Here is a 17334-nt window from a genome sequence, read left to right on the forward strand (position 1 = left end):
AGTTTCTATATAAAAAAGGAAGAGGATACGCAATCTTCTGCATACCCTCTTCTATTATAAGTTGTTGTTTTTTGGATTACCAGAAATATGCATAGAACAATGCGCACAGTACCACAACGCCCAATGTGGCAATAACATCCCACATATTCCAGCTTTCGCGGATGGCTTTCTTGTAGTCGCCTGTGAATGTGATGGCGGCAATCTGTTCAGATGTTGGTTTGGCAGTAAACATGGATACCACGTACATCAGAATGACGATGAATACAAGTAACCATACTTCGAAGATGAGCCAGTTGGTTTGCCAGAACCAAGAGGTGTATTCCCAGAATGCACCGTCCATGACAGCTTTGCCTGAGTCGGTGATTACATTGGTCAGCAAACGTACCATACCGATGAGGAAACCGCCAATAAGGCCCCATTCTCCGGCTTTCGGAGTGATGCGTTTAGAGAAGATACCAAGGGTGAATACGGCTACCATGGCAGGGGCAATCAAAGACTGGATATCTTGAAGATAAGAATACAGGTTACCCATGTTCATCATGATAGGCATCCAAGCCAATCCTAAGAGTACGACTACGACGGTAGCAACACGGCCTACCATTACGTAGTGGCTTTCACTCATACCTTTTTTCATCGGTTTGTAGAAGTCTTCTGTAAATAAAGTGGCGCAGCTGTTGAAGAAGGCAGCCAAAGAAGCTACAAGGGCACAAATGAAACCGATTGTGACGATACCTTTCACACCGGCTGGCAGGATGTTTTTGACCATCATGGCGAAGGCGCCGTCCGTGTCATGTGTGTTGGTGATGTCCATAACGATGTTGCTGCCGGTCTTTTGAGAGAGTGCGAAAGCTACCATACCCGGAATCAGGAACATGAATACAGGTAGCAGTTTGAAATAGCCGGCTGCGATTGTACCGCGGCGTGCGCGAGCCATGACTTTGCGGTTGTCTTCTCCTTTGGTTTGTCCGAGTACACGTTGTACGATATGCTGGTCAGTACACCAGTACCAGAAGCCGATGATGGAGGCTCCAAGGAAGACTACGTAGCCAGGGAACTGCGGATACATGGGGTCGGCAGGGTCGGTGTGGAACATGTGGGTTGTCCCGAAGCCGTCGTGTGCGGCGTTACAAGCGGCCATCATTTGTGACCATCCTTCTGCGATGCTGCCGTCTCCAAGCATATTCAGACCAAGGAACAAAACGAGGAACGAACCAATAATCAATATCGGGGTTTGGATGGCAGAAAGTGTCATTACACCTTTCATACCACCGAAAACTGTGAATACGGCTGTAATGAAAATAAGACCGAGTGCACCCCACCAAAATGGAAGTCCAAGCAAATATTCAAAGAAAATACCACCGGTGAATGCTGTTACGGATACCTTTGTCAGCACGTAGGCAATCAGAGTGATGATGGACAACCATGAACCAGTGCGCTGGGTATAGCGGAATTTCAGAAAGTCAGGCATGGTGATGATTTTACCCATTTTGTTATTTAATAGCTGGTAAAAAGGCACGAACAGCCATCCAAGGATAAGAATCATCCAGCCTTGCATTTCCCAGTGTGCCATTCCTACACCGTCTTTCGCACCCGTACCAGCCAATCCTACCAGGTGTTCAGAACCGATATTTGCTGCAAAGATGGCGGCACCGATGATATACCAAGGTTCTCCTTTTCCGAAAAGGTAATCCTGACTGTCTGCACCTTTCATCTTTTCATGGTCCTTTTTAATTGTACGGTAAACAGCCCATACAATAGCCATGACCCCGACTGCGAGAACCAACCAGTCGAGCCAAATAAATTCAGTTGAATTCCAATTCATAATAGTATTATTTAAATGATTTGTGTATTGACTTCGCGGCTATCAAAAGTTTATTTTATTTTGTTTGTTTTCCAAAGTGTATTAGTAACACTAATTCGACTGCAATATTACGGATAAGTGTAAAAATACACTAATAAAAACTCATGTTTTAGAGCATGTTTCTTTGCTTTTTCTGTTTGTACTTTGTTTTTAACATTTCGGTAGAGATAAAATGTATAAAGCTTTTGAGGCTTTTTACAGTTTCATTCGTATGATAATGTTTGAAGAATGGATGAGTAGAATGAAAACTGGTAGTTTTTGTAGAAATGTATTTTGAGTCTCTTTTTGAAATATAGACAGAATCTGTGTATTTTTGTTTGTAAAAATGAATTTTAGTTTATGGCAATGAAGTCTTTTTTGAAATATATCATTATTTTTTTGTGGTTCTGTTTATGGAATGTGCAAGCAGATGCTGAATCATCTGTCATTCGTAATTTGTCTGTTTCAGATGGACTTTCGGATTTGGTGGTTAATGTGATTTACAAGGATTCGAAGGGATATGTTTGGATGGGAACGAATACTTCAGTGGAACGTTTTGACGGAATACGATTGGAGCATTATATGGTGGAAGGTCGTAATGAGAATTTAAAGCGTGTGTATGCACTTGCCGAAATGCCTGGAGATGAAATGTGGGTCGGTACGGGAATGGGGGTATGTCGTTTGCGTTTAGGTCAGGATAGATTGGAGCGATTGGCACCAGAAATGATTACGAGTGGGGTGCACGTATTTTGTCGAGTAGGTGAAGTGCTTTATATTGGTACTGAAAAAGGGTTGTATGTCTATCAGAATGGAGTCTTTACACATTTGCTGGTTGATAAGAATGTTTTTTCAAGTGCAAATTATGTAACAGGAATTGTAAAAGGAAATAAAGATGAATTGTGGCTTTCGACCATGGGTGGACTGAAGTTACTTTATATGACTGACCGGAAGATTGTTTCATTCTCAGATAAATTAGGTAAAAACGGACAAAATCTTTCGTTCTATAATATAGCATGTATTAATCGAAAAGTCTATTTAGGTTCGATGACAGATGGTTTGATAGTCTTTGATTCTGTACAGAAACAGTTTGCACATTATGTGGATGTCGGGTGCGGAGTTATTTCTTCTTTATCTACAGATGGGAAAGATTTGCTTTATGTAGGTACGGATGGAAATGGAGTACATTTTATTTCGGTCAGCAAATGTAGGATTGTTCGTTCATTTCGTCATGACCGTGATACAGACGGTTGCATTCGTTCCAATTCAGTATATTCTGTATTAGTGGATAAGGATGGGGTTATTTGGATTGGTTTTTATCAATTGGGAGTGGATTATACTTTGTATCAAAGCGATTTATTCTCTACCTATAAATACAAATCTTTGTTCGATTCCAGGGATATGGCTGTAAGAACTATTGCTTTTCATGGAAAACAGAAATTGATAGGTTCTCGTGATGGATTTGTGTTTATAGATGAGGCCAATGAACAGTTTCAAAGTTATAAGATTCCTCGGTTGCGTGCTTCAATTATCGTATCTAGCTGTTACTTCCAGGGAGAATATTATATTGGAACGTATGGTGGTGGAATGTATGTGTTGAATCCGGTAACATTGGAACTACGTGATTTCTGCCCGGATGTGGCCGATCCATTCTTACATGGTCATATTTTTAGTATTCGTCCTGATAATCAGAATAATTTGTGGATTGGAACCTCTTCCGGGCTTTATTGTTTCCATAATGGGAAAGTAATGCATCATTATACAAGTGGAGATTCTAAACTTCCAGAAGGAAATGTATATGAAATTTATTTTGATTCTTCTCACAAAGGATGGATTTGTACGGAAACAGGTATTTGTATTTGGGATCCTTCTTCTGAGAGTTTGAAAAATGATGTTTTTCCGGAAGGATTTGTCAACAAGGAAAAAATTCGAATGATTTACGAAACGTCTGATCATGAGTTGTATTTTTTGCCGGACAAAGGTGATCTATTTGTTTCTGATTTAACGATGACTCAATTTAGGAGGGTTACATCTGGTACCTTATTGGAAAGGAAATCTTTGATGGCTGTGATTGAAGATTCGGAGAATTGGTTATGGTTGTCCACCAATAAGGGTATGTATAGGTTTGACAGAAAGAATCGCGTTGTCCCATATAATTTCATGGATGGTATCCCAAGTCTGATTTTTATTAATTGCATTCCTATAAAAGATGAAAAGGGAAATTTATGGTTCGGTAATTCTAAGGGATTGGTATGTTTAAATGGAGAAGAGATGAATCTCTTGTCTAGACGTTTTTATACGATTGCTCTTTCAGATGTACTAGTGAATGGAAAAAGTGTACAGCAACGGATTTCTGGTAAAGCCGGTCATTATTTTTTGTCGTTGGACGATAGTCAGAAAAGTGTGACTATTCAGTTTTCCGCATTGACATATAGTGATCCTAATAGTTTGATGTATGAATATCAGCTAGACGAGGATGGAGAATGGATTTCCTTGATGGGAAAATCAGAGGTCTCTTTATATGATTTGCCCTATGGCACTACATATTTTAAAGTTCGTCAGATTGGATATCCGGATTCTGCTATGATACTAGAGATTAATATACCGAATCATTCTTGGATAAAAATTCTATATACGTTATTGGTGTTGGGAATATTAGTATGTGGAATCTATACTTTTCGACGTCGGTTGTTGCAGAGTGTGTTACGTGTTCTACGTAAATTAAACGATTCGGAAGATAGAGATATACCAGAGATGGAGAAGAAAGTTGAAAATGATATTACTCGGAAGGAGGTCTTGTCTTTAGAAGGTATTTCTCATGAGGTGGAGTCGGGAACTGAAAAGAAGATATTAGCCCATACTGATGACAAATATCGTACAAACAAGGTGAGCCCAGAAGAATGCAAACGTCTTTATCGTCTATTGGATCAGGAGATGAAACGAAATAAGCCTTATCGTAATCCGAATCTAAAAGTTGCAGAACTGGCCTCTTTGATTGGTACTACTTCTCATTCTCTTTCGTACCTGTTTAATCAATATTTGGAGAAAAATTATTATGACTACATTAATGAATATCGGGTAGAAGAGTTCAAAGCACTTATTTTAAAGGAAGAATATGCAAAATATACCCTAACCGCGTTAGCAGAACTTTGTGGTTTTAGTTCGCGTGCATCTTTCTTCCGTTCATTCAAGAAAGTTACAGGTATAACTCCTAATGAATACATTAAACAGGTTTCCGGGGAACGCCGTTCGGTAGATTAACAATTCCGATTGGTGCTGAAATCCACTAAGACATCCCGTGGAAAAGTTTCAAATAATAAATTGAGACTTTTCTGCGGGATGCCTTATTTTAATGATAATCAAATATATACATGCTTTTTGGTCTTACTGTATGAGGTGAGATTTATTCGAGGTAATATTTGCTCTAAGTTTTTGATAATGTAAATACTTTTGTAGTGTGAAAAACAGAAATGAACTAATTTATGAAAGACCTGACACACACATCCAATGAGCTAATAGCACGAATTTTTGCGGACCATCGCCAGTCAGTTTTCTTCTATGTTTATAAGAAAATAGGTAAGAAAGAAGATTCTGAAGATTTGGTTCAGGACGCATATCTTCGTCTTTTAGAATATAGGACTATGCTTCGTCCCGATACCGTGAAATATTTTTTATTTACTATAGTCCGTAACCTGGTGACCGATTATTTTCGCCGTTTTTACAAAAGACAAGAAGTTGTGGGTTTCTTACAGGAGTTTTCTCAAACAAGAACAATGGAATCTGATAGCCATGTAATTGTAAAAGATTTGCAGAAACAAGAATGGAATAGAGTAAGGCTATTGCCTCGTCAGCGTCGTAAGATTTATGTCATGAATCGTTTTGAAGGGAAAAATCTGTCAGAAATAGCATCGGAACTTCATCTGTCACAGCGCACGGTAGAGAATCATCTGTTTATCAGCCGAAAAGAAGTACGGATGTATATGAAACAATGTATATAAGAGTAAGAATAGGAATCAATATCGTTAATTTAAAATTTAATTTTATGAAGAATGATTTTCTGAAAAATTCATCACAGAGAGTCCTTTTTTCAGCTTTTATGGCTTCAGCTTTGATTGCGGGAAATCTCACTCCTATGCATGCAGAAATGGCCTATGTTCAGTCTGCTATGCAATCCGTGAGTGTAAAAGGACAAGTATTGGATGGTAGTGGGATGCCTGTTATCGGTGCGAGTGTTCTTGAAAAAGGAACATCAAATGGGGTTATTACAGACATCGATGGAAATTACTCATTGAAGGTTTCCTCTAAAAGTGCAGTCATTGTCATTTCTTATATCGGATATAAAACCGTAGAATTGCCTGCATCTGATGCGCGTTTGTCGAAAGTGGTGCTGAAGGAAGATACGGAGGTGTTGGATGAAGTTGTGGTGGTAGGTTATGGTACTCAGAAGAAGGAATCATTGACTGGTGCGGTGACTGTAGTCGATTCAAAGGCTTTTAAAGAAAAAGGAAGTTTGTCCAGTCCGTTAGCAGCTTTGCAAGGACAAGTTCCAGGAGTTATGATTTCCCGTTCTTCATCGGCACCGGGTGATGAGAGTTGGAGTATGAATTTACGTGGTTCGGTATCTGTCAACTCAATAGAACCTTTGATTGTTGTAGATGGAGTGGCTTATACGAGTGTCAACGACCTTCGTTTAATTAATTCCAATGACATAGAATCTATTAATTTCTTGAAGGATGGTGCTGCTGCTATTTATGGTTCGCGTGCTGCTGGTGGGGTCGTTTTGATTACGACCAAAAAAGGAAAGGAAGGAAAAACCAAAGTAGAATATAGTGGAACAGCCACGTTGAAGACTGTTGGTTTGATGCCTCAGTTAATGAGTATAGATCAGTGGGCAGATGGTGTCATGACAGCCTTGGAAAATGATAATAATACTTCCAATAGCTGGTATGCCTATGCGCAACTTGCCAAAAAGTATAAGGGTTCATATATTGATTTGCACCAGAGTGCCAATCCTTTTGGCAATGCTGCATTTACTGATGTAAGTGATTTCGTTTTTGATGACGGAGTGGATTGGTTGGGATCTTTGTTTGGAAGTACTTGGTCTACTGAGCAGAATTTAAGTATTTCAGGTGGTACGGAGCGTTCTTCTTATCGCCTTTCTCTAAGTTATTTATATGATGGTTCAACTCTTCAGTATGGAAATAATAATAACAACCGATATAATTTCCGTTTGAATAATACCTTTAAGTTGACGAATAATCTGACTTTGGACTCATCCATTTCATATAATCGTCAAGAGCAGGTGTCGCCCTCTATGATTGGTTCTGTTTTGACGGTGAGTGTGCCGATGCCTGGTTTACCTCTTACTACGGTGGATGGAAAGCCTTACGCATGGGGTACATGGGGATCTCCTGTGGCAAAAGTTTCTGAAGGAGGTGACAATCGACTGTCGGTGTCGGCTTTTAGTGTAAGTGAAACATTGAACTGGACATTGACAGACTGGCTGACAGCTAACGCTAACGTGGGGTACAATACTAGTACAGCAACAAGAAATCAGACAGAAAATGCAATTACTTATTATAATTATTTAGGTGATACGCAAGTGTTGATTGATCCTGTACAAGGAAATTCATATTATAAACAAACTAGTTCAAGAACGGATTTTTATTCGGTAACTGGTTTCTTGAATGCACATAAAACATTTAATGAAGATCACGATTTAAGTTTGACAGTTGGTGCTCAATATGAATTCAAAGAGTATACTTATTTTGGCGCAAAAGTGAAAGATACTCAGACTGGTTTGGAGATTGTAAATGGTTCGGGCGAGATTACTCTAAGTGGAGATGAAGACAAGTATCAGAATGCCAATATGTCTTATTTCGGGCGATTCAACTATAGTTATAAGGATAAGTACTTGTTGGAGTTGAATGGACGCTATGACGGTTCTTCAAAATTTCAACCAGCGAATCGTTGGGATTTATTCTATGGGGCTTCTTTAGGTTGGAGAATGAAGCAGGAAGCTTTTATGCAGGATATTGACTGGCTGAGCGATTTGAAACTGCGTGTATCTTATGCCGAGATGGGAAACCAGAGTGGGATTGCAAACTACGATGGCGTGCAATTGTATGATGTAGTGGCTGGTACAGGTGCTTATGTCGGTGATGGAAAATTGTCATATATCAAAACCAATGGTGAACTGGCATCTAATTCTCGTAGTTGGGAACGCATTAAGAATTATAATGTCGGTTTGGATTTCGGATTCTTGAATGGAGCGTTGAGTGGTTCGGTAGAGGCCTTTCTTAAAAAGAACGATAACATGTTGGTCAGCATTACATACCCTGGCATTTTAGGGGATAAAGCTCCTAAAGCCAATGCCGGGAAATTCAAGGATTGGGGATTTGAAGGTCAAATGACGTATCGTGGAAACATCGCTGGAGTAAATTATTATGTGGGTGGAACTTTTACTTTTGCGCGCAATGAACTGGTGGATTATGGTGGTACAACTGTATTGAAATCTGGCTATACTACGACTCAGCAAGGATATGCATTGAATTCTATTTTTGGACTCCGTTATGGAGGCAAGATTCAGAATGAGGAACAATTGCAGGCTTATTTGGCCAAATATTATGAAAACAATGGAATCAATATGCCAAGCAACTTGCGTGTGGGTGATAATATGTATTGTGATGAAAATGGAGATGGTGTATTAGATGAAAAGGATTACATTTATTTGGGAAGTGATACGCCTGAAATCTCTTATTCTTTTAATGCCGGAGCTTCTTATAAAGGTTTTGATATCAATGTGATTTTTCAGGGGTCGGCCAATCGTTTTGTATACCGTGGTATAGATAACTGGACTGTTCCTTTTCGAGCTAATTATACGAATACTATCACCTCTTCTATTGGGAACGTGTGGAGTCCGGAGAATCCAAATGCCTATTATGCACCGTATACCAACGATGCCAATATAAATAACTACAATTATCAGGCATCTTCTTTGACTTCTCAGGATGGACGATATCTGCGTTTGAAAAATTTGACCATTGGTTATACGTTTACAAATAAACTGTTACAAAAAATTAAGTTTTTGCAAGGGGCACGTATTTACGCAACAGGTACAGACTTATGGGAAACAACAAAGATAAAAGATGGCTGGGATCCGGAAGCGGCGCGCGATGCTACAGGACTGAAGCGTTATCCATTTACACGTAATTTTACATTTGGTGTTAATCTAACCTTTTAAATAGAAAACCTTTATGAAAAAAAGATATTATTTCAAGGCAGCATGCTTGTCAATCTTGAGTTTGTTTGCCGTGTCATGTTTGGATTTGGAACCGAAGGCACAATTAGGAGATAATTTGGTATGGGACAAAGCTGATAACTTTCAATTGTTTGCTAATCAATTTTACAGTTGGACACGTGATTTTCAACTTTCTGCCACCAATACTTATGGTAATGGAGTGAGTGATGGACCTCATAGTGATTATCGTTCTGATTTGATAGCTACTTCTTCTATCAATACTTATAGTCAAGGAACTAATGTGATACCGTCGGAGGATGCAAATTACACGACGTTGTATAAGCAGATTTATTATACGAACTTGTTGTTGAACCGGGCTGAATCGTTTTCAGATAAGGCTGCCATTGCCGTACCAGTGGCGGAAGCAAAATTCTTTCGTGCATATTGTCATTTTGAACTTGTACAGATTTGGGGTAATGCGATATTGCTGACACGACCTTTAGATTTGGATTCCGAGGAGTTATATGCTGTTCGGAATGACCGGGGAGAGGTGATTGATCAGGTTATTGCTGATTTGCAGGATGCGGCGGAAGCATTGCCGGAAACTGCAGATGCAGGCAAACTTACCAAATATGCGGCTTATGCCATGCTTTCCCGTGTAGCACTTTATGAAGGTACGTGGCAGAAGTTTCATACTAATGGAGCAGATACCGAGAATAATACAGAGCGAAGTACCGAATTATTGACACTTGCTAAGGAAGCTGCTTATCAGGTAATAAAAGACAATAAATATAAACTCTTTTATAATGAAACACTAGGAAATCAGAGTTATCGTTATATGTTTATTTTGGAAGATGCAGCTCAGTGTAATCCGGCGAATCTGCATAAGAGTGATAATACGGAATATATTCTATCGCATCGGCACCGTGATGGAGATAAGGGAACTAATATTACTCATGGAATGTTGGCAAACGTTTGTTACATTACTCGCAAAATGGCAAATATGTATTTGTGTTCCAATGGATTGCCGATAGATAAAGCAGGTGATTTATTTAAAGGATATTCTGGTGCTACTACAGAATTCCAGAATCGTGACAACCGTATGACTAATACCTTGATTCAGCATGGACAGAAATATTGGAATAATGATGGTAAATGGCGCACTACTTGGAATGATGAGGATTTGAATAATAGTTTGGTGATGGATGTACGTTCAAACAGTGGTTATCAAAATTATAAATGGTGTGTAGAACGTCAGGTGGCCGATTATTATGAGTCGATTGATTATCCGGTAATTCGTTATGCTGAAGTCTTGTTGAACTATGTGGAGGCCGTTTATGAGTTGCAGGGCAATATCAGTAATAGTGATTTGCAGTATCTGAATCAGGTACGTACGCGGGTAAATCCGGATATGCCGGAATTGACCAATGAATTTGTCAGTCAACATGGATTGTCTATGCGTGAAGAAATTCGTAGGGAACGTACGGTAGAGTTGTTCCTGGAAGGATTCCGAATTGATGATTTAAAGCGCTGGGCTACGGCTCCTGAAGAAATGCCTCAGGATCAGCTTGGGGTACAGGTAAAAGGTACTTGGTTTGAAACAAACTGGTCGGCGCAGTCTCGTCAGTTAAATAGTGATGGATGCATTATCTTATATGACGGACGTGTATGGGATGATAAATTGTATTTGTATCCATTACCTTCCGATCAATTGCAGTTGAATCCACAATTGGGACAGAATCCGGGGTGGACTAATAATTAAATTCATGTGTATTCACTTTAAAAGGATTTTATGATGATATCTAATTTATATAGAAAATTAAATGCCCTGTTGTTAGGGGTAACAGCTGTCACGATGATGGCTTGCCAGGAAGATGAAACAGGTGATTTGTATGAAGCTATTTATCCGAAATCAATCACACTTGATATTCCGGAAAGTGTAAGACCTTTGATTTATCAGGATGAGAACGGTACCAATGTTTTGCCTTTGCTGAAGGGAGAAGAAGTGCAATTGGGCTATACTATACTTCCTGAAAATATTACTTTTAATGAAGTTGCTTGGTCTTCAAGTGATGAAAATGTGGCTACTGTAGATGAAAATGGAAAAGTGAAGGCTGTCAATGGAAACGGAAGTACCTATTCCATCGTGCAGGTGTCTCCTTCCGTCTTTTTTACTGGAAGCGGTATATACAGCACCCTGAAAGTAATGGTTTCAGATGAACTGATACAAGCTGAAAATATTTCTTTGTCGTCAGAAGCTGATCAAGTGTATATGGGGGAGAGTATGCAACTGCATTATACTATCTTTCCTGAAAACACAACTTATAAAACTGTGAGATGGAGCAGTTCGAATGAATCTGTAGCAACGGTGGATGAGAATGGTGTGGTTACAGCGCATGTCATTGATGCAAATACAGAAACAGTTACCATCACGGCTTCAGCTTTGGATGGTTCACAGGTATATGCAGACAAACAACTGAAGATAATGAAAATTGTTCAACCGGAGGATGTGGCCATAGATCAAAGCTATTCGATTGAACAAAATTATTTGTGGGCTATTACGGATAAAACAGTTAAATTATCTTATACCACAACGCCTTCTGATTGTACAACATCCTTGATACAGTGGACTTCAAGCAATGAGGAAATCGCTACTGTTAGTCAGGGAGTGGTATCCTTTAATCAGAATGGAGTGTTTGGAGATGTGACGATTACGGCAACGTGTCCTGAAACTGGGAAAACTTCTTCTATCAATTTACGCTTGGAAGAAGGTCTGGTACGTGAATTGTTCCATGATGAGAATAATTATACATGGTATAATGCGAAACAAAGTAATAGTGGAACGGAATCGTCTCACGTATGGCATGATGGGTATGTAACTGTGACTACTTATGCACAAAGTGCTACCAAGCAACGTGGTGACTTTAAATGCTGGAGTCCGAAAACCTGGTTGCATGCTGGTAAGTATCCTATTTTTGCTATCCGCATGGAAGATGTGGCCGATAAATATAAAGACGAGGGTGTGACTGCACGTAATATTAATTTGGATGCTTCTGGAACATGTGGAGGAGCTAATTTTAGTGGAAATCTAGGTGGTTCGAACAACAAGTATAAATATAATTATAAATGTAGTGATGGCAGTCGTGTGTTTGTTTACGATTTGTCTTCTCAATCATGGGCCAATGGTGGCTTGTTGCCTACTACTTCTGTAGCAGAGTTCACGACTTTACAGTTCAAATATGCTGATATTGCAACGATTGACCATCAGATTCAATATAATGTATATTGGGTACAGACCTTTAAGAGTCTGGATGATTTGAAAGCCTATCTGGATAAGGAAGGGTTGACTTATGAAGAATGAAAATTATAAAACAAAGGAACTATGATAAAAACAGTCAAGTTATTTGCAGGAGCAACGCTACTTATGGTAGCGTTCTCTTCCTGCTATGAGAATGAATATGGCGTAGTAGATCTTACGATGCCTGAAGATAATCCTAATGTAACTGTAGCGGGTGAGTATGTATACAATCATCCTTGCGCAATGTACAATGAAGCCGATTTCGTGCGTGTCAAAAAAATGCTGGACGAGGGAACGTCACCGGTCGAAGTGGAAACAGAATTTACAAATTTGAAGAATAGTCCGTATACGCTGTTGTCGTATGTGCCTTCTCCTCAAGAGGAAATCGTCCGGGGAGATGCCACTGGTACTGTGGCTGGAAAAGAAAATTATGCTTATGCAATGCGAGATGCAGCTGCCGCATATCAGACTGCTATCTTGTGGAAACTGACAGGGGATACGAAATATGCGGATCTTTCTGTAAGGATTTTAAATGCTTGGGCTGACGTTTGTAAACGTATAACTTCAAATGATGCGAACCAGATGCTGGCTGCTGGATGTCAGGGGTATACATTTGCTAATGCTGCTGAAATTATGCAGACATACAGCGGATGGAACGAGAACGATGTAATTGATTTTAAAAGATGGATAGTAGAGGTGTTCGCTTCTAAAAATAAAGATTTTTTGGATAATCATCAAGGAACAAATAATTGTCCGCTCCATTATTGGTCAAACTGGGATTTGGTGAATATGTGCTCGTATTGGGCCATTGGTGTGTTGACGGAAAATGACGAGATGGTGAATTTTGTGGTAAACTACTTTTATTCGGGTGCAGGCAACGGATGTCTTGACAATCTGATTCAGGCTACGTTTGATGACCCTCTGGAAAGTGGAGAACAGATTTGTCAGAATCAGGAAAGTGGACGAGACCAGGGGCATGCGAGCATGTCACTTGCTGTGACTGCCAATCTGTGTCAGATGGCTTATACGCTTTATCAGGATAATCAGTCTGTTCCTCAGTTGGATTTTTTTGCAGCAAACGATAATGCCATTATGAAAATGGGCGAATATATTGCTCTTTTTAATTTGAAGAACGGCACAGACAATGCGAATGCAACAGGACAATGGTTAATAAGCGCAGCTAAGATGCCATTTCAAGAATATAAGTATTGCATTGATTGTTCTTGTAAGGATAAAAACCATGGGGCAGACCAAAAAGTAGTGGCTGATGATGAAAGCCGTGGCACAGTACGTCCAGGTTGGGAAATTTTATATCATCATTATGCGAAGGTAAAAAATCTAAGTAGTGGTTACACTTATACAAAGCAGTTTGCAGATAAGATTCGTCCGGAAGGAGGGGCAGGTGACAGCCGTTATGGTAGTAATAGTGGAGCCTTCGATCAACTTGGATGGGGAACTTTAATGCTGTATCAAAAATAATTAGGTATAAGTCCGAAAATGCCTTGTACTTTTGAGAAAGAGTATAGGGCATTTTTGCCTTTGTTTAGACTTGATATTTAAGACTATGAGAATAATAAATTGCGTGAAAAGATTTTTGGGGGTGTTAGCCTTTGGGGTATTTGTATGGAATGTTCAGGCACAGGTTGTTACGAATCCAGACATTCAACGTACGGGTATGGCACATAATGATGATTATACAGTGAGGGTACGGGTACCGGATGAAGAGTGGCAGGATTTGTTTGAATACAATGTACAGGTAGACATGGACAAGATACAAGATGCTTCCATGGTGCAATTTGACATGAATGGAAAGGTAGAGGTGATGGTAAAAAAGAATAACGGAAATTTCCGGGATGTTTCCATACGTCCACATCATAATCAGATAGCGTATAGACGGGTAGGGGATGCCATTCTTTTTACATTGGACAAACCTCAGCATCTTTCTATAGAATTTGATGGAGACAGGTTGCATAATTTGCATTTATTTGCAAATCCCTTGGAGACAGAAACTTATATTGCAGCGTCAAAAAAGGTTATGTATTTTGGCCCAGGAATACATCGTCCGGATGATTTGCCTAATAATCAGATTCGCATACCTAGTCATACTACCGTTTATTTGGCTTATGGAGCAGTAGTTAAAGCCAAACTGTTAGTTGATCATGCGGAGGATGTTCGGATTATAGGTCGCGGAATATTGGACCATCCCGTTCGTGGCATTGAGATTACAAATTCCAGAAATGTATATGTAGAAGGGATTACAGTCGTAAATCCTGATCATTACACAATCTTTGGTGGTGGCTCTCAGGGGATTACTATAAAAAACTTGAAGTCTTTTAGTTGCAAGGGATGGAGTGATGGGATTGACCTGATGTGCTGTCGGGATGTGGTGATTGATCAGGTTTTCATGCGTAATAGTGACGATTGCATTGCTTTGTATAATCATCGATGGAATTGGTGGGGCGGTTCGAAGAATTTGGTATTGCAGAATTCTGTATTGTGGGCTGATGTAGCGCATCCGATTAACATTGGTGGGCATGGCGACCCGGAATCTTCTGAAGGAGAAATAATTGAGAATTTGGTTTTCCGAAACATTGATATTTTGGAACACGATGAAGACGATCGCATGTATCAAGGATGCATGACGATATCTGTTGGTGATAAAAATTGGGCTAGAGATATTCTGTTTGAGGATATTCGTGTAGAACGTATTCAGGAGGGAAGGCTTTTTAATATCAGTGTCAACTTTAATCCTAAGTACGATAAACAGCCCGGAAGAGGGATATCACACGTTGTTTTTCGTAATATATCTTATGAGGGTGTGGGAGAGAACCCTTCTCAGGTAAAGGGATTGGACCGGAATCGGATGGTACGTGATATTCTATTTGACAATGTAGTAGTAAATGGAAAGAAGATGGAACATCTGGAAGATATTGATTCGAATGAGTTTGTAGAAAATGTAAGATTTAAATGAGAATTCTAATTGATTAATGGGCATGAAGGGAAAAATATGGATAACGATGGCTTGTTTGATAGGTTTGGATGGGACACTTGTGGCTCAGTCGGCCTATCCCGGACAAAGTCAGGAGAAATTTCAGGTATCACTGGCAGTTCCAGTGGCTGCAGAATGCGTTAATTTACAGGATGTACGTTTGCTCCCTAGTCGTTTCAGGGAGAACTTGGAGCGGGATTCAGCATGGATGGTTTCGGTAGGAGTTGACCAATTGTTGCATAGTTTCCGTACCACGGCCGGTGTGTTTGCCGGGCGTGAAGGCGGATACATGACGGTAAAGAAACTGGGAGGTTGGGAGTCACTGGACTGTGAGCTGCGAGGACATATCACAGGACATTTGCTGTCTGCCTATTCGCTGATGTATGCGGCTACAGGAAGTGAAATTTTCAAGTTGAAGGGAGACAGTTTGGTAACCGGGCTGATGGAAGTGCAGAGAACGTATGCAAACGGGTACTTGAGTGCCTTCCCGGAGGAACTGATTAACCGGAATATCAGAGGGGAAAGTGTATGGGCCCCCTGGTATACCTTGCATAAGCTCTTTTCGGGTTTAATAGACCAATACATTTATGCTGATAATAGCCAGGCATTGGAGGTGGTAAAGCGGATGGGCAACTGGGCTTATGCCAAGTTGAAACCGCTGGATGAGGTCACCCGGCAGCGGATGATACGGAATGAGTTCGGCGGTATCAATGAATCGTTTTATAACCTGTATGCCCTGACAGGAGATGAACGTGATCGCTGGTTGGCCAGATTCTTTTACCACAATGAAGTGATTGACCCCTTGAAGGAGGGACGGGACGACCTGGGGACGAAGCACACCAATACTTTTATTCCGAAGGTCCTGGCCGAAGCTCGCAATTATGAACTTTCGGGTGCGCAAGACAGCCGGGCATTGAGTGAGTTTTTCTGGCATACGATGGTCGCACATCACGCGTTTGCTCCAGGATGTAGCAGCGACAAGGAGCATTATTTTGATACGAAGCAGTTCTCCAGACACTTGTCTGGCTATACCGGAGAAACCTGCTGCACGTATAACATGCTGAAGCTAAGCAAGCATTTGTTCTGCTGGACGGCTTCTCCAGAGGTAGCCGATTATTACGAACGGGCTCTGTATAACCATATCCTGGGGCAGCAGGACCCCAAGACGGGGATGGTGGCTTATTTCCTGCCCCTGCTGTCGGGAGCACATAAGGTGTACAGCACGCCGAACAATTCATTCTGGTGTTGTGTAGGCAGCGGTTTTGAAAGCCATGCCAAGTATGCCGAGAGCATTTATTTCCACCACCGGGAAAAGCTGTTTGTAAACCTTTTCATCCCTTCTGTCCTGAACTGGCGGGAAAAAGGAATTATGCTTCGTCAGGAGACCAGGTTCCCGGAGGAGGAGACCACCCGGCTGTATGTCGGGGCGGAACGGCCCGTCCGTGCGGAAATCTGTCTGCGCTATCCTTCATGGAGCGGGAAAGTGAGGGTGACGGTAAATGGGAAAAAGGTGAAAGTGCCTCATCGGCCAGGTTCCTATATCGTGTTGGACAGAGAATGGCGGCAGGGTGACCGCATAGAAGTGACGTACTCCATGTCTTTCTCGCTGGAGACGACTCCTGACGATGCCGGCCGTGCAGCACTGTGCTACGGTCCGGTGGTCATGGCTGGAGAACTGGGGACGGAAGGTATGCAGAATCCTGCTCCTTATTCCGACCCGTCGAAGTACAACGACTACTATACCTACGATTACCATATACCGGAGGGACTGCCCGTAGACTTGGAGGTGGAAGGGACTCATTGGGAGAAGAACCTCCGGAGAACAGGAAAAGGGCTGACCTTTGAAACGAAAGAGGGAGTGAAAATAGCCCCTTTGTACGACGTTCACCGGCAGCGGTATGTGGTATATTGGAACCTGAAGAAGAAAAAATAGGTCTTTGTTTAAGTAAAAGGAGTTTCTGATACGTATG

General features: G+C 40.8%; 9 protein-coding genes. 8 read left to right on the forward strand and 1 reads right to left on the reverse strand.

All coding sequences use genetic code 11. The annotated features are described in order from the left end of the window. Positions 1–76: 76 nt before the first annotated feature. Complete coding sequence (locus OCV81_RS09035; protein ID WP_022352615.1) at positions 77–1822, reverse strand: sodium:solute symporter; 1746 nt, start codon at positions 1820–1822, stop codon at positions 77–79. A 384-nt stretch (positions 1823–2206) separates the two neighbouring features. On the opposite strand from OCV81_RS09035, the gene OCV81_RS09040 reads away from it, so the two are divergent. The 8 genes from OCV81_RS09040 to OCV81_RS09075 all read left to right on the forward strand — a co-directional run bounded on the left by OCV81_RS09040 (position 2207) and on the right by OCV81_RS09075 (position 17297). Continuing rightward, positions 2207–5098 carry a ligand-binding sensor domain-containing protein gene (locus OCV81_RS09040; RefSeq protein ID WP_148329749.1) on the forward strand — a complete coding sequence of 964 codons (2892 nt, stop codon included), beginning with the start codon at positions 2207–2209 and terminating at the stop codon, positions 5096–5098. A gap of 221 nt (positions 5099–5319) precedes the next feature. Further along, a complete protein-coding gene (locus OCV81_RS09045) occupies positions 5320–5835 on the forward strand; it encodes a sigma-70 family RNA polymerase sigma factor (RefSeq protein WP_148329736.1) in 516 nt (171 codons plus the stop codon). Between the two features lie 44 nt (positions 5836–5879). Further along, the gene (locus OCV81_RS09050; RefSeq protein ID WP_148329737.1) at positions 5880–9080 is read left to right on the forward strand and encodes a SusC/RagA family TonB-linked outer membrane protein; all 3201 of its coding nucleotides are present in this window, start codon (positions 5880–5882) and stop codon (positions 9078–9080) included. Between the two features lie 13 nt (positions 9081–9093). Continuing rightward, a complete protein-coding gene (locus tag OCV81_RS09055; protein ID WP_148329738.1) occupies positions 9094–10839 on the forward strand; it encodes a RagB/SusD family nutrient uptake outer membrane protein in 1746 nt (581 codons plus the stop codon). 96 nt (positions 10840–10935) lie between these two features. After that, a complete protein-coding gene (locus tag OCV81_RS09060) occupies positions 10936–12438 on the forward strand; it encodes an Ig-like domain-containing protein (RefSeq protein ID WP_262640294.1) in 1503 nt (500 codons plus the stop codon). A 21-nt stretch (positions 12439–12459) separates the two neighbouring features. Continuing rightward, complete coding sequence (locus OCV81_RS09065; RefSeq protein WP_148329739.1) at positions 12460–13854, forward strand: alginate lyase family protein; 1395 nt, start codon at positions 12460–12462, stop codon at positions 13852–13854. An 85-nt stretch (positions 13855–13939) separates the two neighbouring features. Continuing rightward, complete coding sequence (locus OCV81_RS09070) at positions 13940–15346, forward strand: glycosyl hydrolase family 28 protein (RefSeq protein ID WP_148329740.1); 1407 nt, start codon at positions 13940–13942, stop codon at positions 15344–15346. A gap of 22 nt (positions 15347–15368) precedes the next feature. After that, positions 15369–17297, forward strand: a complete 1929-nt coding sequence (locus OCV81_RS09075) for a glycoside hydrolase family 127 protein (protein WP_148329741.1) — start codon at positions 15369–15371, stop codon at positions 17295–17297. Positions 17298–17334: the final 37 nt, after the last annotated feature.

Source organism: Phocaeicola fibrisolvens (genome assembly GCF_025567125.1).
Taxonomy (GTDB): Bacteria; Bacteroidota; Bacteroidia; order Bacteroidales; family Bacteroidaceae; genus Phocaeicola; species Phocaeicola fibrisolvens.

What these genes read in the sequence shown, in the direction of transcription:
- OCV81_RS09035 (WP_022352615.1), bottom strand. Translation starts at nt 1,822, where the DNA reads ATGAATTGGAATTCAACTGAATTTATTTGGCTCGACTGGTTGGTTCTC.
- OCV81_RS09040 (WP_148329749.1), top strand. Translation starts at nt 2,207, where the DNA reads ATGAAGTCTTTTTTGAAATATATCATTATTTTTTTGTGGTTCTGTTTA.
- OCV81_RS09045 (WP_148329736.1), top strand. Translation starts at nt 5,320, where the DNA reads ATGAAAGACCTGACACACACATCCAATGAGCTAATAGCACGAATTTTT.
- OCV81_RS09050 (WP_148329737.1), top strand. Translation starts at nt 5,880, where the DNA reads ATGAAGAATGATTTTCTGAAAAATTCATCACAGAGAGTCCTTTTTTCA.
- OCV81_RS09055 (WP_148329738.1), top strand. Translation starts at nt 9,094, where the DNA reads ATGAAAAAAAGATATTATTTCAAGGCAGCATGCTTGTCAATCTTGAGT.
- OCV81_RS09060 (WP_262640294.1), top strand. Translation starts at nt 10,936, where the DNA reads ATGGCTTGCCAGGAAGATGAAACAGGTGATTTGTATGAAGCTATTTAT.
- OCV81_RS09065 (WP_148329739.1), top strand. Translation starts at nt 12,460, where the DNA reads ATGATAAAAACAGTCAAGTTATTTGCAGGAGCAACGCTACTTATGGTA.
- OCV81_RS09070 (WP_148329740.1), top strand. Translation starts at nt 13,940, where the DNA reads ATGAGAATAATAAATTGCGTGAAAAGATTTTTGGGGGTGTTAGCCTTT.
- OCV81_RS09075 (WP_148329741.1), top strand. Translation starts at nt 15,369, where the DNA reads ATGAAGGGAAAAATATGGATAACGATGGCTTGTTTGATAGGTTTGGAT.